Origin of the sequence: Paraburkholderia kururiensis JCM 10599 = LMG 19447, assembly GCF_003986935.1 — a bacterium.
Classification (GTDB): Bacteria; Pseudomonadota; Gammaproteobacteria; order Burkholderiales; family Burkholderiaceae; genus Paraburkholderia; species Paraburkholderia kururiensis.
Genome location: NZ_RJZE01000004.1, coordinates 42034 through 63172 on the forward strand (window position 1 = coordinate 42034; position 21139 = coordinate 63172).

15 protein-coding genes are annotated in these 21139 nt (G+C 67.0%); 9 read left to right on the top strand and 6 right to left on the bottom strand.

Annotated elements, in window-relative coordinates; genetic code table 11:
• The first annotated feature begins 49 nt into the window (after nt 1-49).
• The 4 genes from PKKP23_RS05760 (at nt 50) to PKKP23_RS05775 (ending at nt 3636) form a co-directional block, all read left to right on the top strand.
• Entirely contained in the window at nt 50-415 is a 366-nt protein-coding gene (locus tag PKKP23_RS05760; protein WP_026121776.1) for a response regulator, read from the top strand.
• Nucleotides 416-727: 312 nt separating this feature from the next.
• The gene (locus PKKP23_RS05765) at nt 728-1978 is read left to right on the top strand and encodes a Crp/Fnr family transcriptional regulator (RefSeq protein WP_017776405.1); all 1251 of its coding nucleotides are present in this window, start codon (nt 728-730) and stop codon (nt 1976-1978) included.
• A gap of 132 nt (nt 1979-2110) precedes the next feature.
• Nucleotides 2111-2875: a flagellar motor protein gene (locus tag PKKP23_RS05770; RefSeq protein ID WP_017776406.1), complete on the top strand. Its 765-nt coding sequence runs from the start codon at nt 2111-2113 to the stop codon at nt 2873-2875.
• 38 nt (nt 2876-2913) lie between these two features.
• A complete protein-coding gene (locus PKKP23_RS05775) occupies nt 2914-3636 on the top strand; it encodes an OmpA family protein (RefSeq protein WP_126876168.1) in 723 nt (240 codons plus the stop codon).
• 76 nt (nt 3637-3712) lie between these two features.
• Here the strand turns inward: PKKP23_RS05775 and PKKP23_RS05780 are convergent, their stop codons facing one another.
• The 3 genes from PKKP23_RS05780 to PKKP23_RS05790 form a co-directional block, all read right to left on the bottom strand.
• Nucleotides 3713-6787: an efflux RND transporter permease subunit gene (locus PKKP23_RS05780; protein ID WP_126876169.1), complete on the bottom strand. Its 3075-nt coding sequence runs from the start codon at nt 6785-6787 to the stop codon at nt 3713-3715.
• Nucleotides 6788-6800: 13 nt separating this feature from the next.
• Entirely contained in the window at nt 6801-7979 is a 1179-nt protein-coding gene (locus tag PKKP23_RS05785) for an efflux RND transporter periplasmic adaptor subunit (RefSeq protein ID WP_126876170.1), read from the bottom strand.
• Nucleotides 7980-8049: 70 nt separating this feature from the next.
• The gene (locus PKKP23_RS05790) at nt 8050-9522 is read right to left on the bottom strand and encodes an efflux transporter outer membrane subunit (RefSeq protein WP_126876171.1); all 1473 of its coding nucleotides are present in this window, start codon (nt 9520-9522) and stop codon (nt 8050-8052) included.
• A 592-nt stretch (nt 9523-10114) separates the two neighbouring features.
• On the opposite strand from PKKP23_RS05790, the gene PKKP23_RS05795 reads away from it, so the two are divergent.
• From PKKP23_RS05795 to PKKP23_RS05805, 3 genes are all read left to right on the top strand, one after another.
• The gene (locus PKKP23_RS05795) at nt 10115-12427 is read left to right on the top strand and encodes an FAD-dependent oxidoreductase (RefSeq protein ID WP_161978082.1); all 2313 of its coding nucleotides are present in this window, start codon (nt 10115-10117) and stop codon (nt 12425-12427) included.
• A 323-nt stretch (nt 12428-12750) separates the two neighbouring features.
• Nucleotides 12751-13407, top strand: a complete 657-nt coding sequence (locus PKKP23_RS05800; protein WP_126876173.1) for a phosphoribosyltransferase — start codon at nt 12751-12753, stop codon at nt 13405-13407.
• 219 nt (nt 13408-13626) lie between these two features.
• On the top strand, nt 13627-14253 hold the full coding sequence (locus PKKP23_RS05805; protein WP_126876174.1) for a glycine zipper family protein: 627 nt from the start codon (nt 13627-13629) through the stop codon (nt 14251-14253).
• A gap of 102 nt (nt 14254-14355) precedes the next feature.
• On the opposite strand, the gene PKKP23_RS05810 is transcribed toward PKKP23_RS05805, so the two are convergent.
• Nucleotides 14356-16653, bottom strand: a complete 2298-nt coding sequence (locus PKKP23_RS05810; RefSeq protein ID WP_126876175.1) for a DUF6600 domain-containing protein — start codon at nt 16651-16653, stop codon at nt 14356-14358.
• Nucleotides 16654-17010: 357 nt separating this feature from the next.
• Here PKKP23_RS05810 and PKKP23_RS05815 point away from each other — a divergent pair, with 357 nt between their 5' ends.
• Nucleotides 17011-18234 carry a DUF2252 domain-containing protein gene (locus tag PKKP23_RS05815; protein ID WP_126876176.1) on the top strand — a complete coding sequence of 408 codons (1224 nt, stop codon included), beginning with the start codon at nt 17011-17013 and terminating at the stop codon, nt 18232-18234.
• A 335-nt stretch (nt 18235-18569) separates the two neighbouring features.
• On the opposite strand, the gene PKKP23_RS05820 is transcribed toward PKKP23_RS05815, so the two are convergent.
• Nucleotides 18570-19907: a metallophosphoesterase family protein gene (locus PKKP23_RS05820; RefSeq protein WP_033351503.1), complete on the bottom strand. Its 1338-nt coding sequence runs from the start codon at nt 19905-19907 to the stop codon at nt 18570-18572.
• 16 nt (nt 19908-19923) lie between these two features.
• Here PKKP23_RS05820 and PKKP23_RS05825 point away from each other — a divergent pair, with 16 nt between their 5' ends.
• Nucleotides 19924-20232, top strand: coding sequence for a hypothetical protein (locus PKKP23_RS05825; RefSeq protein ID WP_126876177.1), 309 nt, complete (start codon nt 19924-19926; stop codon nt 20230-20232).
• Between the two features lie 63 nt (nt 20233-20295).
• On the opposite strand, the gene PKKP23_RS05830 is transcribed toward PKKP23_RS05825, so the two are convergent.
• Nucleotides 20296-20514: a hypothetical protein gene (locus tag PKKP23_RS05830; RefSeq protein WP_017776418.1), complete on the bottom strand. Its 219-nt coding sequence runs from the start codon at nt 20512-20514 to the stop codon at nt 20296-20298.
• Nucleotides 20515-21139: the final 625 nt, after the last annotated feature.

Consider the following 21139-nt stretch of genomic DNA (forward strand, 5'->3'; position numbering starts at 1 on the left):
CAGTACCTACAGGTTGGCAAGCAAGGTAACGAAGCAACGGGGAAGGATGATGGCGAAAATTCTGGTGGTGGACGATTCGGGTACGGTGCGCGACGAGGTGGCCGGTTTCTTGCGCAAGAACGGCCTCGACGTGGACACGGCGGTGGACGGCAAGGACGGCCTCACGAAACTGCGGGGCAACCCGGGCATCCGGCTCGTGATCAGCGACGTCAACATGCCCAACATGGACGGCCTCACGATGGTCGAGAAGATTCGCGGCGAACTCGCGAATACGGCCGTGAACGTGATCATGCTCACGACGGAAAGCAGCCCCGCGATGAAAGAGCGCGGCAAGGCCGCGGGCGTGAAGGGCTGGATCGTGAAGCCGTTCAAGGGCGAGGCGGTGCTGGAGACGTTCCGGAAACTGGCGGGGTAGGGCGTCAGCCGGCCCGTTCGTCTTCGCCGGCTGAATGGGCACGGGCGGGCACGGGCGGGCACGGGCGGGCACGGGCGGCGAACCCATGCGGGCGGCGCCGGCTTCCCCCTACCGCCCGCGACACCTCACGAAGTCAATCCGTGACTTCGATCAGCCTTTTGCGTTAAAGAAATCTCCGCGCGTTGTCGTTACCAGAACTAGTAACGAAATGTAACGACACCGCCGCGCCGGTCAAGGAGGCGCCCCCAGGTCGAATGGCGACCCGCGGGCGGACGGACCGGCGCGGCCATAACACGCTACGGGGAATTCATCGTGAACCAGCAACGATCGTCATGGCCGCGCACCGCCGCGCCGGGCGAGGTCATCTATTCCGAAGGCTTTGCAAGCGACGGCCTTGTCTACGTCATCGCAGACGGAAAAGTCGAGATTTCCGCAGTCTGCGACGACAGCAAGGTCGTGCTCGGCACCCTCAGCAAGGGCGAATTCTTCGGCGAAGCCGCGTTGCTGCCCGGCGAGCCGCGCGGCAATACGGCCCGCGCGCTGAGTTTTTGCCAGCTCACCGTGGTGCAGGCGAGCCTCATCGAACAGGAGCTGGAACGCACCTCGCCGCTGCTGCGCCACATGGTGCGCACGCTGATTCGCCGCGTGAAGAAGCGCGACGACCTGCTCGCCACCTATACCCACGCGGACTTCCTGCCCGGCGTGCTCTCGTATGCCCACGTGCTCGCGCTGATGGCGGGTGGTGCGGAGAGCGGCGGCGACCGCTGGGACGGCAACGGCCGGCGCGGGCGCGGCGAGGAAGTGTCCGTGCCGCTTTCCGAAGTCATCAAGAAGTGCCGCGCCATTGCGGGCCATTCGCGGCTGCACGTCATGGCCATGCTCAAGCGCATGGAAAAGCTCAACCTCGTCACGCTGGAAGGGGGGCGCGCCGAACATCTGGCCGGCGCCGCGAGCCGGCTGGCGAGCCAGGACAGCGCATCAAGCCGCCAGCAGGTCACGTTTGACCCCACGCGCATTACCGAGCGCGCCCAGCAGGTGGCCGATCGCGAACTCGATGTGGCGCTCGCGAGCGAGCTGGAGTTGATCGATCTCGACGACCTCGAAGCGCTGATCGGTGTTGAAAAGTCCGTGATCCTGAACAAGCTCTCGCACGCCGAGATTGCCGAGGACGTCTTCGCGTTCCGCAAGACCCGCGTGCTCGATTACGTGGAAGAGAAGGGCGTGAGCTACTTCTCGCGACGCAACGCACGGCCGGGCGGCGAGATCACCTCGATCGACGACCTCGCGTTCGTCGACCAGCGCACGCTCTTCGAAGCCGTGAGCGCGTTCGACACTTACGATCTCGCGAAACTGCTCGCTTCGCTGGGCGGCCAGCCCGTGGCCGAGCGGCTGCTCTCCGTCATGACCGAGACGCGCAAGAACGAGGTGTCGTGGGTCATGCGGCGCGACATCAAGATCGACCCCATCGAGGTGGGCGAAATCGAACAGCGGTTCGTGGAAACCGTGAAGGCCATCAAGGCGGCCGCCGTGAATGCGGCGTCTTCCACCCAGCCGGGGGCTTGAGGTACTTGAGGCGCTCGACCCGTCTGGGGCCGTAGAGAAACGTTTGAGACTATCGGGAGGCGGGCGCGCCGCTTTCGCGCGTAGTGGGCCGCAAGCAACGGTCCCTGCGCACGAACGGCAGCCCGATGAAGCATGGACCTGTTGACCCTGTTCGGCGTGCTGTTCGGCGCCGCCGCCATCATCGTGGGGTTCTCGCTGGAGGGCGGCAGCATCGCCACGCTCGTGCAGCCCGAGGCGCTCGTCATCGTGGCGGGCGGCACGCTCGGCGCCGTGATGATCCAGAACACGTGGGCGCGCTTCTTCGATGGCATCAAGCAGTTGCGCCTCGCGTTCGTGAAGGCGCGCCAGGTGGATCGCGAAAGTCTTTCCGTGTTGCTCGAATGGGGCGACCAGGCCAAGTTGAACGGCATGCTCGCGTTCGAATCCATCGACGCGAGCGGCATCAGCCTCTTTGCCAAACGCGGGCTCGAGCTGCTGGCCAACGGCGTGCCGACCGCCGTGATCGAAGACGCATTACAGCGCGAACTGGATGCCTACGAGCGCAACCACATGGCCGCCGCGCGCATCTGGCAGCAGGCGGGCGGCTACGCGCCCACCTTCGGCATTCTGGGCGCCGTGCTCGGCCTCATTCACGTGACGGGCCACGTGCTGGAACCGGAACGGCTGGGCGAAGGCATCGCGGTCGCGTTCATCGCCACGCTCTATGGGCTCGGCCTCGCGAACCTCGTGTTTTTGCCGCTCTACGGCAAGATCAAGGCCCAGGTGGATAGCGAACTGCGCTTCCGGCGGCTCTATATGGACGGCCTGCTCGCGATCTCGCGCAAGGAGTCGCCGCAGATGATCGAAACCCGGCTCGCGGGCGACGTGCGCGGCCGCTCGGCGGAATCGCTCGTCTGAGCGCGTGAGCGCTTAGCTTCGGGCCAAGGGCTCCCGTCATGGACACCTCCTCTTCCAGCAGACGCGCTTCAGCGAAGTCGGGTCACGATCACGCAGACCACGAAGGCCACGAGGACGGCCGTTCTGACCGCTGGCTGATCTCGTACGCCGACGTCATCACCACGATGATGGTGCTGTTTCTCGCGCTCTACGTGTTGCAGCTGGCGAAGAACAAGGCGCTCGAAATCAAGGTGTTCGACGCGCACGTGGCCGGCCAGCGCACCGCGGGCGCGCAGCCGGATGCGCACCCAGATGCGGCACCCACGCCGGCCCTCGTGCAGCGCGACCGCGCGCGGCGCGAGCTGATGGCGTCGCTCGCCCCGCTGCGCGAAACGAGCGAGATATCGGTGGAGCCCGTTGCGCAGGGCGTGGAGATCGCGATCAACGCGAAGGTGCTGTTCGATTCGGGCGACGCGCATTTGCGGCCCGCATCGTTCGACGAGTTGAGCAAGGTGGCGCTTGCGCTCGCGCGGCATTCCACGCGCAACATTCTGGTGGAAGGGCACTCGGACAACGTGCCCATTGCGAACGCGAAATACGAGTCGAACTGGGAACTGTCGTCGGCGCGTGCCGGCGCTGTGGTGCGTTTTCTCGTGGAGCGCGGCGTGGAGCCGCATCGGCTCGCCGCCGTGGGCCGCGCGGACAACGTGCCGCTCGTGATTGGCGACGACGCGGCCGCGCGTGCCGCGAATCGCCGCGTCACGATCCTCGTGCAGGATTGACGCGGCAGTGAAGCGCGGTTAAAGCGAAGGACTAAAGCGAAGGGCTTAAAGCGAAGGGCTAAAGCGCCGCGCCGCTTCAGCCCTCTGCCACTGCCGCCTCACGCTCCCCACGCCCTTTCCCGTGATGGTCCTGCGCAAGCAGCATGTACATCGCGGGCACCACGAAGAGCGTGAACAGCGTGCCGATGGAAAGCCCCGTGAAGATGACGAGCCCCATCGCGTTGCGGCCCGCTGCACCCGCGCCCGACGCGATCACGAGCGGCAGCACGCCCAGCACCATCGCGGCCGTCGTCATCAGGATGGGGCGCAGCCGCACGCCCGCGGCTTCTTCCAGCGCTTCGCGTTTCGAGCGCCCCGCGCGCTGCAATTCGTTGGCGAATTGCACGATCAGAATGCCGTGCTTGCTCACGAGCCCCATCAGCGTGACGAGCCCCACCTGCGTGTAGATGTTGAGCGTGGCGAGTCCAATGTTGATGAACACGAGCGCGCCGAAGAGCGCCATCGGTACCGAAACCAGAATCACCACCGGATCGCGGAAGCTCTCGAACTGCGCGGCGAGCGCGAGAAACACGATGATCGTGGCGAACATGAGCGTGAGCACGAACCCGCCCGACTCTTGCACGTACTGGCGCGACTGCCCCGAGAAATCCACCGAGTAGCCCGAGGGCGCCACCTGCGCCGTGGTCTTGCGCAGGAAGTCGAGCACCTCGCCCTGCGAGACGCCCGGCACCGTGACGCCCGAAATGGTCGCGGAGTTGAGCTGCTGGAAGTGGTTGATCGATTCCGGCACCACCGTGTGCTGCAGATGAGTGACGGTGGAAGCGGGAATCACGTTGCCGTCCGGCGTGCGCAGGTAGTAGTCGAGCACCTGCGACGGGTTGAGCCGGTCCACCTGCAACACCTGCGGAATCACCTTGTACGAGCGCCCCGCAATGGAAAAGTAGTTCACGTAGTTGCCGCCCAGCCCCGCACCGAGCGACTGGCCCACGTCGCTCTGCGAAAGCCCGAGCGAGGCCACCTTGTCGCGGTCCACCACGAGCGTGACTTGGGGCTTGTCGAGCTTCAGGTCGCTATCCACGAAGAAGAACATGCCGCTTGCGCGCGCCTTCTGCAAGATGGCCTGCGAGACTTCGTTCAGGTTCTGGAACGGCTCCGTGGTGTTGACGACGAACTGCACGGGCAAGCCCTGCGAGCCCGGCAGCGGCGGGAACTGGAAGGCCGCCACGCGCGCCCCCGCAATGCCGTTCCATTCGTTTTGCAGCAACTGCTGCAACTGGTTGGCGCTGCGGTGACGCTGGTCCCAGGTCTTGAAGAGCACGCCGCCAATGCCCTGGTTCAGGGTAGGCGAGCCCGTCAGCTGGAACATCTGCGAGTACTCGGGCAGCTTCTTCGAAATGTCGAACACCTGGTCGGCGTAGGTCTGCATCTGCTGGATCGTGGCGTCGGGCGGCCCCTGGATCTGCGAAAGCACGATGCCCTGGTCTTCCTGCGGCGCGAGTTCCGACTGCGAGGTCATGAAGAGGTACACCGCGCAGGCGAGCACGAGCGCGCCCATCACGGTGAGCACGGGCCACGTGTCCAGCATGGAGTGCAGCGCGCGGCCGTAGCCGCGATGCAGGCGGTCGAACTGGCGGTCGATGAACTGCGTGAAGCGCCCCGATTCCTGTTCCGCGCGGAAAAAGCGCGAGCACATCATGGGCGAAAGCGTGAGCGCCACGATGCCCGAAACTGCCACGGCGCCGGCCAGCGAAAACGCGAATTCCGTGAAGAGCGCGCCCGTGAGTCCGCCCTGAAAACCGATGGGTACGTACACCGCGACCAGCACCACGGTCATGGCGAGAATCGGGCCGCCCAGTTCGCGCGCGGCGATCAGCGCGGCCTCGAACGGTTTCTTGCCTTCCTCCTTCATGTGGCGGTCCACGTTTTCCACCACGATGATCGCGTCGTCCACCACGAGCCCGATGGCGAGCACCAGCGCAAGCAGCGTGAGCAGGTTGATCGAGTAGCCGAGCAGCTGCATCACGAAGAACGTGCCGATCAGCGAAAGCGGCATGGCGATCACGGGCACGATCACGGCGCGCACGCTGCCGAGGAACAGGAAGATCACCACCGTCACGATCAGCAGCGCTTCCACGAGCGTCTTCACGACTTCGTAGATGGCGGTGTTGATGAAGTCCGTGGCGTCGTAGACGATGTCGCCCGTCATGCCGATAGGCAACTGCTTCTGCATGTCGGGGAACACGGCCTTCACGCGTTTGGCCACGTCGAGAATGTTGGCGTCCGGCGCCACCTTGATGCCGATGAACACCGAGCGCTTGCCGCTGAAGGCCACGTTGAAGTCGTAGCTGTCGGCGCCGAGCACCACGTTGGCCACGTCTTCCAGCCGCACGATGGCGCCGTTCTTCTCCTTCACGACGAGCTTTTTGAAGTCGTCCACGGAGTGCAGGTCGGTGGCCGCGTTGAGGTCCACGCTCACCATCTGCCCCTTCGTCGCGCCGAGCGTGGCGAGGTAGTTGTTGTTGCCGAGCGCGGTGTAGACGTCCGCCGCCGTCACGCCGTGTGCGGCGAGCCGCGCCGGGTCCAGCCACGCGCGCAGTGCGAACTGCCGCCCGCCCAGGATTTCGGCGGTCTGCACGCCTTCGATCGAATCGAGCTTCGGCTTCACGACGCGCAGCAGGTAGTCCGTCACGTTGTTGGTGGGCAGCACGTCGCTGTAGAAGCCCATGTACATGGCGTCGGTGGTCTGCCCGGTCTGCACCGTGAGCACCGGCTGCTGCGCCTGCGGCGGCAACTGGTTGCGCACGGAGGCGATCTGCGTGTTGATCTGCGTGAGCGCGCGGTTCGCGTCGTAGTTGAGCCGCAGCGTGGCCGTGATGGTGGAGACGCCCGTGGTGCTCGTGGACGACAGATAGTCGATGCCCTGCGCCTGCGCGATCGCGGCTTCGAGCGGCTGCGTGATGAAGCCGGCGATGGTGTCCGCATTCGCGCCGTAGTAGGCCGTGGTCACGGTGACGACGGCGTTCTCCGTCTGCGGATACTCGCTCACCTTGAGCGCCGCGAGCGAGCGCAGGCCGAGCACGAGAATCAGCAGGCTCACCACGGAGGCGAGCACCGGGCGCCGGATGAAGAGGTCGGTGAAATTGGCGTTCATCGAGCGGGTCCCGTCATTGTTCCTGCGGCGTGGGATTGGGGCTGTCGGCGGGCTGCACGCGGTTGTCGATGACGAGCGGCGTGCCGTTTTTGAGCTTCAGCTGGCCGCTTGTCACCACCTGTGTGCCTTCGGCAATGCCCTTGGTCACCGCCACCTGGTCGCCGCGCGTGGGGCCCGGCGTGACGAACACCTGCTGCGCGACGGGCAGCGTTTTGCCCTGCGTCTGTTTGCCTCTGGCATTGCCTTGCGCGCTCTGCTCGTTGCCGTTCTTCACCACGAACACAGTGGCGCCGTAGGGGTTGTAGGTGATCGCCGTCTGCGGCAGCGTGAGGTAGCGCTGGCCTGCGCCCGCGTCCACCTTCACGTTCGCGTACATGCCAGGCAACAGCTTGCGGTCGTGGTTGTCCACGAGCGCTTCGATCTGCACGTTGCGCGTGTTCGTGTCCACCTTCGGGTTGATCGAAAGAATCTTGCCCGTGAAGGTGCGGCCGCTATACGCGTTGGTTTCCACGATCACGCTCTGGCCGATGGCGAGCTGCCCCAACTGCTGCTGCGGCAGATAGAAATCCACGTAGATGGGGTCCACCGTTTGCAGCGTGACGATGGTGTCGCCGGGATTCAGGTATTGGCCGGGATTCACGGTGGTGATGCCGAGGCGCCCGGCGAACGGCGCGCGGATCGTTTTCTTCGCGACGAGCGCGGTCTGCTGCGCAACCTGCGCGAGCTTGCTCTTGAGGTCCGCGGCGTCGGCGTCGAGCTGCGCCTTTGCAATGGCCTTGATCTCGTACTGCGCGCGGTCCCGCTCGTAGACGGTCTTCGCAAGTTCGGCCGCGGCCTCGAGTGCGGCGAGCTGGGCCTTGTCGGTATCCGCGTTGAGCTCGACGAGCAACTGGCCCGCCTTCACGTCCTGCCCGGAGCGGAACGCGATGTCGCGCACGAGGCCCGCCATCTCCGTCGTCACGTCCACGCCGCGCACGGCGCGCAGGCTGCCCACGGCGGCGAGCTGCGGCTGCCACGCCTGATAGCGCGCCACGGTCGCGGTGACGGTGGCGGGCGGCGCGGCATTGCCCGCCATGAACTTCGCGATCATGTGCGCGCGGAACAGGTTGAAGCCGACGAGCGCGGCCACCAGCAGGCCCACGCACACCAGCATCACGATCATCCGCCTCGTCATGGGTCGTTTCTGATTCATTGTCGTTTTTCCTGTACGGCGTGGGACGAAATCGTCGAACGAGACATAGCGCGTCTGTATTGACTTCGATTCAGTTCACGGGAGGGCTCGCGGGCGCCGTTGTATTGCTTGCTGCGTCGCTTGCCGATGCGTTCCACCAGCCGCCCCCAAGCGACTGGAAGAGGGCGGCCGTGTCGGCATAGCGGGTCGCCTGCGCCTGCGCGAAGCTCACCACGGTCTGCTGGTACTGACGCTGCGCGTCGAGCAGCGCGAGGTAGCTCACCGCGCCCACGCGATACTGCGCGCGCGTGAGGTCGAGCGAGTCGCTGGCCGAATGCCAGGCCTCGGTCTGCGCCTTGAGGCCGTTCGCGTCGTTGTCGAGCGCGCGCAGCGAATCGGCCACGTTCTGGAATGCCTGCAACACCGTCTCGCGGTATTGCGCGTCGGCCTGTTCGTAGGCGGCCACCGCCGCGCGCTTTTGCGCGAGCAGCTCGCCGCCACGAAAGAGGGGCTGCAGCAGGCTGCCGCCGATGCTCCAGATCGTGCTGCCCGCGCGGAACACCTGGGCCGGCGTGAGCGCCTCGGCGCCGTAGCTCGCGGAGAGCGTGAGTTGCGGATACATGGCCGCCGTCGCCACGCCGATCTGCGCGCTCGCCTGATGCAGCAGCGCATCCGCGGCGAGGATGTCGGGCCGCTGCTTCACGAGCGACGACGGCACGCTCACGGGCAGCGTCTGCGGCAGCGAGAACATGTCGAGCCGGAACTCGGGCAACGCGGCCTCCGAAGGCAGCTTGCCGGAGAGCACGGCGAGCTGGTGGCGCACCTGGTCGAGCGACTGCTGGAGCGAGGGCAGCGTGGCGCGCGTCTGCGCGAGCAACGTCTGCTGCGCGAGCACGGCGGTGCGCGCCACGCCGCCCAGTTCGAACTGCTGCTGGAGCAGCTTCAACTGCTGCTCTTCGTCGAGCGCGATGCCCGCGGTCGCTTCGATCTGCGCACGCAGCGACGCCTCTTTCACTGCGGCCGTCACGATGTTGGCCGTGAGCGCGAGCCAGGCGGCCTGCAACTGGAAACGCTCGTAGTCGATCTGCGCGGCGAGCCCTTCGAGTTGACGGCGCGCGCCGCCGAACAGGTCGAGCTTGTACGAGACGCTGACCGAGGCGTTGTAGAGATTCAACTCTTCGACCACGCCCGGCTGGCCGACGCTCAAGCCGCTGAACTTCTGGCGTGTGGCGCCGAGCTGCGCATCCACGGAAGGCAGGAGCGAGCCGCCCACCTGGGCGCGATAGTTCTCGGCGGCCTGCCGCAGTGCGGCCTGCGCGGCGGCGATGTTCGGACTGTTGGCAAGCGCCGCGCGAATCACGGTGTCGAGCGGCTCGCAGTGAAAGAGCGTCCACCACGCGGCGGGAATGTCACCGCCGGGCGCGAAGCGCTGCGCGAGGCCGGCTGCGCCCGGCGACGACGCGGTTTCGTCGGGCATGGGCGCCGGCGTGTAGCGGTCCACCGTCGGCGGCGCGGGCGCATGGTAGTTCGGGCCCACCATGCAGCCCGCGAGTCCGAGGCTCATGCCCACGCCGACCGCATAAAGGAGGCCGGCACGGCGGGCAAGGCGAGTCAGGCGAATAACGGGGGCAGCGCGAACTACGGGGGCAGCGGGGGCAGCGCGAACTACGTGGATAACGAGGGTGAAGACGGCAAAGAGGCGGCGGGTGGCGCAGTGCGTTATTGCGGCGCACCAGAACGGAGGGTGCCGGGTCTGGCAAGCACGAGCTGTCATTGATTGACCTTATAGGGCTTGGCGCAATGCGGATCGTCGCAGAAAACGGCGACTAAATCACGCGGTGCATGCTCCTGGGTGGGCGGCGCGCGCCCATCGGTGCATGACGATTTCGCCGCGCCAGTTGTGACTTCGCGCGTGCTGGTTTTGCGATGGCACTGCCATCTGCTGACAGCGGGGTGGCTTTGCGCTGAGGTTGCGCTGAGGTTGCTCTGACGTTGCGCTGGGGTTGCGCTGACGTCGCGCTGATCCGCCTCGCCCCGGGCGCCTGGCCCGATTGACGTGGATCAACGGGGCGCACCCGCGCGCCGGTACGGTACGGAGTGATCCCGGGCTGTCTTCCGTCCCGCTTTGTTTTCTTGCCGGAGCCGCTTTCATGACGATGCGCCATGTCGACTTTCTGCTGGTGGGCGCAGGCCTTGCCAGCGTCACGGCGGCTCGCACGCTGCGCATGGAAGACCCCGCCGCGAGCATCGCCATTCTGAGCGGCGAGGCCGTACTGCCGTACCAGCGTCCGCCGCTGACGAAGGGTTTTCTGGACGGCTCGGTGAGTGCGCTGCAGATTGCGATTCGTCCCGCCGAGTTCTACGCGGAGCAGCGCATCGATTTGATGCTGGGCGCGCGTGCAGTGCGCGTGGATGCCAAAGACCACGTGGTGCATCTCGCGGACGGCAGCGCGATGGGCTACGGCAAGCTGTTGATCGCCACGGGCGTATCGCCGCGCGCGCCCGCACTGCCGGGCATGGGGCTCGCGGGCGTGTACAGCCTGCATACGCTCGCGGACGCCTCTGCGGTGCGCGATGCCGCGTTGCAGAGCGCGCAAAGCGGGCGAACAAGGCGCGCGGTGGTGATCGGCGCGGGCTTCGTCGGCATCGAAACGGCCGCGTCGCTGCGCGCGCTGGGGCTCGACGTCACCGTGATCGAGCGTCAGCACGCGGTGATGCCGCAACTGCGCGCGCCGGTGCTCTCGGCTTACTTCGCGAAACGTTGCGTTGAGCACGGCGTCGCCGTGAAAACGGATTGCCTCGTAGAAAGCGTGGTAGGGCGCGAGGGCGCGGAGGTAGTGGAAGGCGTGGTGACGAGCACAGGGGAAACCATTGCCTGCGATCTGGTGGTCGCGGCGGTGGGCGTGGCGCCGAACTGCGCGTTCCTGGAAGGCAGCGGCGTGGCGCTCGCCGACGGCGTGGTGGTGGACGACTGCCTGCAATCGAGCGACCCCGACATCTACGCGGCCGGCGACGTGGCCAGCTTCTTCGACCCCGTGTTCGGCGTGCGCCGGCGCATCGAGCACTGGGACAACGCGCGCCGCCAGGGCAACATCGCTGCGCGCAACATGCGCGGCGGGCGCTTTCCGTATCGCGACGTGTCGATGTTCTTCGGCGACGCGTTCGGCCAGCCGTACAACTTCATGGGCTTCCCGCACGGCGTGACGGAAACGGTGGAGCGCGGCTCGCTCGAAGCGGGCTCGTATTCGCTGCTGTACCTCAAGCACGACGTGCTGCGCGCCATCTTCTCGCTGGGGCGAACCGCGGGCGAGACCTCGGCCGCCGAGGAACTGATCCGCCTGCGCATCAGCCTGCACGGCGCGAAACCGCGTCTTGCCGACACCACGTTTCCGCTCGACCGCCTGCCCGAGCAGACCGTGCTGATCCTGCAAGGCGGCGGCGCGCTGGGCGCGTTCGAATGCGGGGCCATCCGCGCGCTGGAAGAAAAGGGCGTGCGGCCCGACGTGATTTCGGCCGTGTCGATCGGCGCCTTCAATGCGGCGATCGTCGCGAGTCATCCGGGCGATGCCTCGCGCGCGCTCGCCGCGTTCTGGCGGGACGTGTCGATTCCGCTGCCTGCGCTGCCTTCGTTACCGGCGCCGTTCGCCTGCGGTGACGACTCGCTGCACGGCGCGCTGCTTTCCTGGTACGTGCTGTGGTTCGGCGTGCCCAACTTCCTGCGTCCGCGCTGGTGGAATCCGAACCTGGGGCTTGCGGCATGGCTGCCCTGGTGGACGAGTCTCTACGACACCTCGCCCGTGCGCACGCTGATCGAGCGCTACGTGGACTTCGACGCGCTGGCCGCCAGCCCCACGCGGCTCCTCTTGAGCGCCGTGGACGTGGCCACCGGCGAGCCGCGCATCTTCGACAGCTACGTGGACCGCATCGGCCCCGAACATCTGCTCGCGAGCGGTAGCCTGCCGCCCGGCATGCCGTGGACGATGGTGGACGGACGCGCGTACTGGGACGGCGGCATCGTGAGCAACTCTCCGCTCGACCTCGTGATCGAGCGCTGCGGGCGCATTGGCGGACGCATCTTCGCGGTGGACCTGTTTTCGGGCACGCGCGCGATGCCGTCGAATCTGCTGGAGGTGATGCTGCGGCGCGACGAGATCGTCTACACCGACCGCGTGCGCAACGACCTGCGCTTCGAAGAGTATGCGAACGACTTCAGCGACCTCGTCGACGAAATTCTCAAGCAGGTGGACGAGCCCACGGCGCGGCGCATCCGCCAGCGCCCGCACTTCATTCGCCTGATGGGCAACCGCGCGCCGATCCGCATTGCGAGGATCGCGCTGGACGGCGGGCCGTTGTCGCTCTCGAGCGATTTCGATTTTTCGGCCTCGACGGTGACGCGCCTGCAGACGCGCGGCTACGAGGCGGCCCTTGCGGTGCTGGCGCGCGACGAGGTGCCGGTGCCCGCGGATTGAGGGTGGCTTCGGAATGGCCAGGGTGCCTTGGCCGGGGAGGAGGGGGCAGATGCCAGGCGCGTGCCGCCACAGTCGCCATAGCTGTGTTCGGCCGCCCTCGGCCGCGGCGCACCGTTCCCGCCGTTTGATTGACCTCAAGCGATTCGCCCCGATCGCGCGCAGAATTTCTTCGTGGCGTTGCAGACCGGCGTGCTGCGAACCGTTCCTTCGCCGTTCTGACGGTCTTCATCGCCTTCGCGGCCTCTCGTGACGTAGCGCGCGACGACCGGGCGCACAACGCGTTTTCGCCTCTGCTGCGCCCTTCACTGTCGGGATGATCTGCCATGGAATTTCTCTACGACGACCGTGCCCACGCCGGCCGCGTGCTCGCAGGAAGGCTCGCGCGTTATGCGGGGCGCGATGACGTGATCGTGCTCGGCCTGCCGCGCGGCGGTGTGCCTGTGGCCTACGAAGTGGCGCGTGCGCTCGGCGCGCCGCTCGACGTACTCGTGGTGCGCAAGCTCGGCGTGCCGAACTATCCGGAACTCGCAATGGGCGCGGTGGGCCCGGGCGATACCGTGTATCTGGATCGGCACATCGTTGCCGAAACCGGCGTGTCGCCGCACGAGATCGATCGCGTGCTGGCCGCAGAGCGCGCGGAACTCCAGCGCCGCGAGGCGCTGTACCGCGGAGGGCGTGCACCGCTCGTCGCGGAGGGACGCACCGCGATCGTCGTCGACGACGGCATGGCAACCGGCGCCACGATGCGTGTGGCCGTCCAGCTGCTGCGCAAGGGCAACGCCGCGCGCATCGTGGTGGCGGTGCCGGTGGCGCCCGGCGACACGGTGGCGCGCGTTGGGCCGCTCGCGGACGAGGTGATCTGCGCTTACGTGCCGCGCGTCTTCCAGGGCGTAGGGCAGTTCTACGGCGACTTCGCCCAGACCGCCGACGCGCAGGTGACGGAGCTGCTCGCGCGCTCGCGCGTGGAGCCCGCGGAGTAGCGGGGTAGCGGATCGGGTTGCAGGCGAGGGATCGCAGACGGAATGGCAGCCGGCCCGAACAAGGCGAGGGAAGGGCGCGGCATACCGCGTTCGGGCGATGCGAAGCGGCACCTTGTTACAGGTCGTGACCGAAACATTTCACCGGTAACGATCGAGTAACCAACACGCGCAGCAGGTGCCCTATCGTGTCGCCATCGCAACGCAAGGAGTCAGGCAATCATGAAACGCAAAGCCAGTTTGTCGGCCTTCGGAAGGGCACGCCGGCTGCCGGCGTGGTCGCGGTTTGCCGTGCCCGCCGCCATGGCTGGTGTGGCGGTGGCGCTGGTGGGCTGCACGGTCATGCCGCCCAGCGGCCCGAGCGTGGTGGCGTTGCCGCCCAAGGGCAAGTCGCTCACGGAATTCCAGCAGGAAGACTATGCGTGCCGCGACTACGCCTTCCGCTCTACGGACTCGGCGGGCGCGGCTCAGGGCGCGACGGCCAATAGCGTGAACAGCGCGGCGCTCGGCACGGTGGGCGGCGCGGCGGCCGGTGCGCTACTGGGCGCGGCCGCGGGCAACGCAGGAGCCGGCGCGGCAATTGGCGCGGGCAGCGGCCTGCTGCTCGGCTCGGCGGTGGGCGCGAACGGTGCGCAATATGCGTCGGGCGGCTTGCAGGCCCGGTACGACGCGGCTTACGCGCAATGCATGACGTCGAAGGGCAACACGATTTCGCCGCCTGCCTACGCCACGCCGATGTACGGCCAGCCCGTCTACGGTCAGCCGATGTACGCGGCGCCCCCCGTGATCTATCGCGCGCCGCCTCCGCCGGTCTACTACTACGCGCCTCCGGCCCCCTGGTATTACTGACGCGGGTGGGGTAGAAGCAGGGCACTCCGCCGCATGGGACTGTCCGCGGCCCGGCTCTCACGACCGGGCCGCGGCATTTACTGCTCGTCGCGCGCCCGACTCCTAACCGTGGTGTTCTTCCGCCTTGTGAGCGGGCGGATGAGACTGCGGGTGCGGTTGAGGATGAGCATGCGGCTGCGCCGGATGGGCGTTGGTGTGCGGCGCGGGCCGTGGCGCCGCGTCGGCGCGTTGGGGCGGACGCGGATTGTCGTGCGGTGCTTCCACGGCGTGAGGCTCGGCGTGCTGCGTCGGCTGCGCATTGCGCGGCACTTCTTGCTGCCGCACGGCGTCGTGCTCGGGTTGCTGCTGCGGTTCGCGTGGCGCCGCGGTTTCATGCGGCTGCATCCGCCCGGCTTGCGGCGCACGCGGGCCTTCCGCCTGAGGTGCGGCCTGAGGTGCGTCGAAACCGCCTTGCGCCGTATGTCCGTTGCGCGCTTCCTCCTGCGCGTGCGAGGCGCCGCCCGTCGGGTGCGGCACGCCATTGTCGGCGGCCGCGGGCGCGTGCGGTGCCGGCTCGCCGGGGTGCGCTTCGTGGTCGATTCCATGGCTCGCTTCACGGCTGTTCCCGTCCGCGGGCGCTTGCGGCGCGCCCTGCCCCCGAGCCGTCTCGCCGCCGTGTTGCGGTGCTTCTTGCGGTTCGCCGTTCGGTTCGCCCTGCACGGGCGCCTGTAGGCCGGGCCGCCGGCCAACCGGCCGCGCCGTTTCGCGATCGATCACATGAAAGCCCTGTGTTTGCGGTTCGCGGCTCGCCGGTGCGCCGTGGGCGGCTTCGGGCGCGGCACGGTGCACGACCGGTTCGCCCGCGCCTTCCACGCGTCCGCCCGCTGACGCGAAGCGCTGCGCAAGCGTGTCGTGCAATGCGGGGGGCACGGCCGGCGCACGCGTGGCGATGACCTGCCGCTGCGCGGCCTCAGCCGGCGCGCCGATCTTCGCGGCGCGCATGCCGCCCGCAAAGCTTTCCCGTACCGGCGCCACGGCGGGCGCACCTGCTCCGACCTGCGCATGCGCCAGCTGCTGCGGCGTGAGTGCATGAGCGGCCATGGCCACGGGCTGCCCGTGCACGAAGGTGTTGGCGGGGACGGCGGTCACCGCGCCGGGCACCGTCTGGTTGATGTACGTGTTGTGCACGTTGGTGATGTTGTTGACGATCGTCGTGTTGTGGACGTTCGTCACATTCACGTTGTTCACGCGTTCGTAGTAGCGCGGACTGTAGCCGTAGGCCGGATGCCAGGGCTCGCCCGGGCCGAGCGGGAGCCACGCCACGCCTGCGGTGATGGCCGCGCCGATGGTGAGGTTGATCCCCCAATGCACGCCGCCCCCTCCACTGCTCCCGCCGCCCACGAAGGCCACGAGCGCCGGCGCATAGCAGGGCGGCCGCGCGACCACGACCGGGCCGGGCACCCACGCCCACACGCGGTCGATATATGCCCAACGTCCATAGTGGAACGGCGCGAAGCCCCAGGGCGCGTCGTCGATCCAGGTCCAGCCCCATGGCGCGATCCAGGCCCAGTGCCCGGCGTGGTATGGCACCCAGCCGGCCGAGACGGCGACCGTCGGAACCCACACCTCGCCGTAGGTCGGATCGTGCCGCCACGTGCCGTTGGCATCCAGTGCTTCGTAACCCGGCATTTCGCGCGAGACGTAGCGGGCCGAGACCGACGCGTCTTCGGCGCGGTCGCGCGCGGCGACCCAGCGGTCGAAGCTGTCCGGTGCGGGGGCCGCGCCGCCCGCCTGCTGCTGGAGGTTCGTGCCGACGAAGCGGATCTGCTCGCCCGCGCTCATGGCATACGAGCCGCCGTCGCCGTACAGGGTGGCCGTTCCCGAGCGCAGCGTGACCGTCGTGGCGCTGCCGTCCGGCGCCACGTCGACGCGAAAGAGGCCGGCGTTCGTGGCGACGAGCGCGACGTTCGGCGTGTCGACCTCGAAGCTCTGGCCGGCGGGCAACGCGCGCACGTGCGCCGAAAGAGAGCCTTGCGTGACCTTGAGCTGTGTGACCGTGTCGGTGAGGTCGACGATGTCGAGCGCGGTCTGCTGGTCGAGCCGCAGCGCGGTGGAACCGGCATGCAGTTCGGCGCGCGCGCCGCTGTCGGCCCAGAGCTGGTCGCCGGTGGTGAGCGGGCGGTTCAGCACGGCGTAGGACCAGTCGGTGAGGCCCGCAGGCTCCATCGTGACCGTGCCGTTGAAGTAGTCGAGACGCGCGACGCGGCCCGGCGGATCGCCGGCCGCCGCGCCTGCCGGCACGCCGCCCGGTGCTGCGGGCGATGGCACGGTGTCCTGAGCAAATCCAGGTGGGGCAATGAGGGCGAGCGCCGCGCATAGCGATAGCGCGCCCGCGTGGATGCGATGCAAGCTTGTTGTCATTATTGGAAGCTCCGTTGTTATGGATCTGTCAGCGTGGACCGTCGCAAGCGGGATCAGGCCGGCTTCACCTGCGTCGTCACGTCTGCTAACGCCGTGATTGTTAAACGCGATGACACGCGCGAACCCGTCGCTGCGCACGACATTGCAACGAAATGTGAGTCCTGTATCGCGTACGGTATGAGCCGTCTGCATAGGGCGCGACAGGACCCGAAAGGGCACGAGCAGGCGTGCGTTGGTGGTATGGTCGGGCTTCGGTGTGTCCGTTTTCGGCGCGTCGGTGCAGTGCGTGCGCGGGCGTTGTTCGTTCGGCGCGCTGCGCCGGCCGTTGCACCCATAACCACAAGACAGGGAGCCCGCATGATCGATGCCGTCAAGGAAATCGCGGACTGGAACGCCAACCGCGAGCCAGAGCGGCTCGCCATGAAATACCGCGCCATGCGCACCTCGCCGTTCGTGTTTCTGCGCGGCACGTGCCATCTCTTCTACCGCCGCGTGCCGGCGCAAGGCGTGCTCGCCCAGGCCCCCGCGGTGTGGATCTGCGGGGACATGCATCTGGAAAACTTCGGCAGCTACAAGGCCGACAACCGGCTCGTCTACTTCGACATCAACGACTTCGACGAGGCCTGTCTCGCGCCCGCGCTTTACGAGATGGTGCGGCTCCTCACGAGCGTGCTGGTGGGCGCCGCGGACCTGAAGCTCTCGCGCGCCGAGGCGCTGGGCCTGTGCCATTCGGCCGTGGACGCCTACGCGCGTGCGCTCGCGTTCGGCAAGGCGCGCTGGGTGGAGCCCGAGACGTCGGACGGCATGGTGCGCGAACTCTTCGACGGCCTCGCCAAACGTACACGCGTGGATCACCTCGACCGGCGCACCGAACTCAAGGGCAAAAAGCGCGCGCTGCGCGTGGACGGCAAGAAGGCGCTGCCCGTGGACGACCCCACGCGTGAAGCCGTGACCGCGTTCATGGCGAGCTTCGCGAAAGAGGCCCAGACACCCGACGCCCCCGCGTTCTATCGCGTGATCGACGTGGCGCGGCGCATCGCGGGTACGGGCAGCCTCGGCGTGGACCGATACGTCGTGCTGGTGGAAGGCAAGGGCTCGCCGGACGGCAACTATCTGATCGACCTGAAAGAGGCGCTGCCTTCCTCCGTGGCGCCGAACCTGAAGACGAAGCAGCCGCACTGGCCCACCGAAGCGCAGCGCGTGGTGGCCGTGCAGCAGCGCATGCAGGCTGTCTCGCAGGCGTTCCTGCATGCCGTCACGTTCAACGGCCGCCCGTATGTGCTGCGCGGCCTGCAACCTTCGGAGGACCGCGTGGCGCTCGCGGGCTGGGACAGCAAACTGCCGCGGCTCGAAGGCGTGGTCAATACGATGGCCGAACTCTGCGCATGGGCGCAGTTGCGCAGCGGCGGCCGCCAGGGCTCCGCGATTGCCGACGAGATGATCGCCTTCGGCGAGAAGACCGACTGGCAGATGCCGCTCATCGAACTGGCGCTGCAATGCGAAAAACAGGTGCAGGACGACTGGCGCGCGTATTGCGAGGCATACGACCGCGGCGCGTTCGGGGCGGCGGCGAAGGCGTAGTGGCGTGACGGAACGAGGGTCAGAGAGAGGCGGAGAGAGGCGGAGAGAGGGCCAGCAAGAGGTGCGGCGGCGGGCCATCGAACGATGACTGGCGTCGCGCGCAACGTCGTCGGTCTGCGCGTGCGCGTATGAGGCCGCGATCGGCATCATCGCGGCGCTCCTTGCCGGGTGCGTGCTGCTCGTCAGCAGTGCGGGTCGTTTGCGCGCATGGGGCGCCGCGAGCAGTGGGCTGAAGCGAAAGCGCGTGGTGGTCTGCGGTCCTGCCTGCATCCATACGTGCACCAACGCTCGCACTAATGCGCACGCCATCGCCAGCGCCGCCATCGACAACGTCGCTATTTGCCGCGCCGCTTCCCAGGCTGACGGGCCAGCCTCGCGCGCGCCTCGGCCGCCGCTTGCGGATGCCCCAGGTCGCGGGCCACGAAGTGCGCGATCTTGCGCCCGGCGAGGCTCACGTTCACGTAGTCGTTGGGCGCCTTGGTCTGCGCGCCGTCGGCGGCCGAGTGGTACTCGATGCGCAACTGGCTCTGCGTGGCCACCACGCGCAGGTAGCCGTAGTGCGTGTCGTCGTAGTTTTCGAGCACCACCTGGTCCGTGTCGTTCGATGCGGCCTGCACGACTTGCGGCGCGCGCGGCGCGGGCGAACCGGGCTTCGCGAGCTTGACGAGCCCGTGTCCGCCGTTGCCGCACACCACATACGGAATCTGCGTGCCGTCCGAGCCGCGCGTGCGCGTGTAGCGCTGATAGTTGTGCGCGTGCCCCGAGAGAAACGCGTGCGGCCATACGCCGTGTCGTTCGCAGATGGCGTCGATCTGCGCGAGCATATCGACGCTCGAACTATGCCGGCCTATCGCATAGGGCGGGTGGTGCGTCGCGAAGAGAAGCGCGCCTTCGTAGCCTTCGTCTTTGATCCGCTTGAGCGCCGCGTCGAGAAAATCGAGCTGGCTCGTGCCGATGTGCGGATCGGCGATCACGCCCGGGTCTTCGAGCGTATTGCTGTAGAGCGCCAGCACGCGCACGAAGGGTGCTTCGAACGTGAAGAACACGCCGGGCTGGATCTGCGCGGTGCGCGAGAGGCCGCCCGCTTCGGGCGTCACCGCGAAGTCCGACGCGCAGAAGTTGCGCAGGTACGCATCGAGGCTGGTGGCGTGCGCCTCGGGCGACACCATGCCGTCGTGGTTGCCCGCGCAGGCGAGGATGGGCGCGGGATAGTCGCGATAGGGCTCGTAGAACTGGTCGTAGTAATACTGGCCCTCGCCGAAGCTGTAGACGATGTCGCCCAGCAGCAGCGCGAATTGCGGCACTTCGGCGGGGTCGGCTTCGGTGAAGTCGGCGGTCATCTTGTCCGCGACTTCGTTTTGCGTGGCAGGGCCTTTGACGCTGCCGCAGTCGCCTGTGGCGTGAAAGACGAGCTGCCCCGCCGACGTGATCGAATCAATCGCTTTCTGGTTGCCGCCGAAAACATCCGCGAGCGCGACCTGCGGCTCGACGCCGCCGCGCGGCGCGGGAAACGGTAGCGCAAACAGCTTGTGCTCGGCGTTGAGCTTGTCGATTTCCTTGTAGGCCGCATCGTCGGAAGGATGCGGGACGCGAAACACGCTGGGGTCCGGCGTGGGCTGCGGCTGCGCGAACACGGGATGGTCGAGCACGCGCGGCGCGGCGAACGCGTTCATACCCGCGGTGGTGTTCGTGCTCGCACCTGGCGTTGTGCCGCTGTCCGGCCGGCGTTTTTCTTTCGCTGCGGTTGCGCTTTTCTTCGATTGCGTTTTCGACGTCGATTTCGCGGCCATGGGGCGTTCTCCTGTCGGTGGGCATCGGGCTGCAAGTCGCGGCGGCGCCATCGGGCACGGCGCGCGGCGTGCTGCGTACGACAGGAAGGCGGGGGGAAAGTGCCGTGCAGGGAGCGGTGAAAAAAGCAGCGAAAAAGCAGCGAAAAAGCAGCGAAAAAGCAGCGAAAAAGCAGCGAAAAAGCGGGGAAGGAGCGTGAAAGACGTGTGAAAGAAGCGGCGATTGCACCGCTTCCCGGTCGACTCGTTCAGCCGCGTCGTTTAGCCGAAGCACTCAATCAAAGCAGTTCCTGAACGCCACCGCGGCGATCACCGGCACGGAAAGCACCAGCGGAATCGCGAAGTAGGGCACTTCGAGGTCCACGACCCAGCTATAGACCAGCCAACCGATTCCGGCACCGAGCGTGGCGAGCCCCACGAGCACCGTGAGGATATTGAGCACGAGGTTCGACGGGCGCCAGCGCGGTCGTTCCTCTTTGGAAGACGTCTTCATCGCAGTTCCGGCGCAATGCGCGGCAAGGGGACAACGGGATATGCGATGAATTTTACTCTGCGGTGAGGCAGCGACGCATGGGGACTATCGGCACGGTCCGGGCGCGGACGTGTCCTCGGGCGTCGACTGAAAGCTATCCGTCGCGGCTTCATGCTCACCGGTTTCTTGCCACGCATGAATCGCAACGCGAAGCGCACGGGTTTCAGCATCGTTTGCGGGCGCGGTCGCCATCACGCGCCGGTTCGCCCCATTTGCGGCTTTTCGGGGACGCATTGACGTATCCGCTCTCGGACTGCCGCCCCATTTCTGGCCACATTTCCGGCCATATTTCCCACGTAATTCCCGGGCTCATGCGAATGGATGTCCGCCAATGCGAAACGCCGGTGTTGTAATGTCGCGACATTTCAAAAGAAAAGGCGCGGTCGAAATGCGCAAATGCGAAAACGTTTGCGCTTGTTTAGTTTCAAGTATTTGAAGCGGGTTGTTAAAACCGCGTGATGGGCGAAAACCACGTCAGCTAACAAAGTTTGACGCTTGAACAAAATACTCCGCCATGCTCATGCGGTTAGAATCCACGCGCAGGACAGAACAGGCGCGAGGCGCGATTCGGTAGGACGAGGCCGGC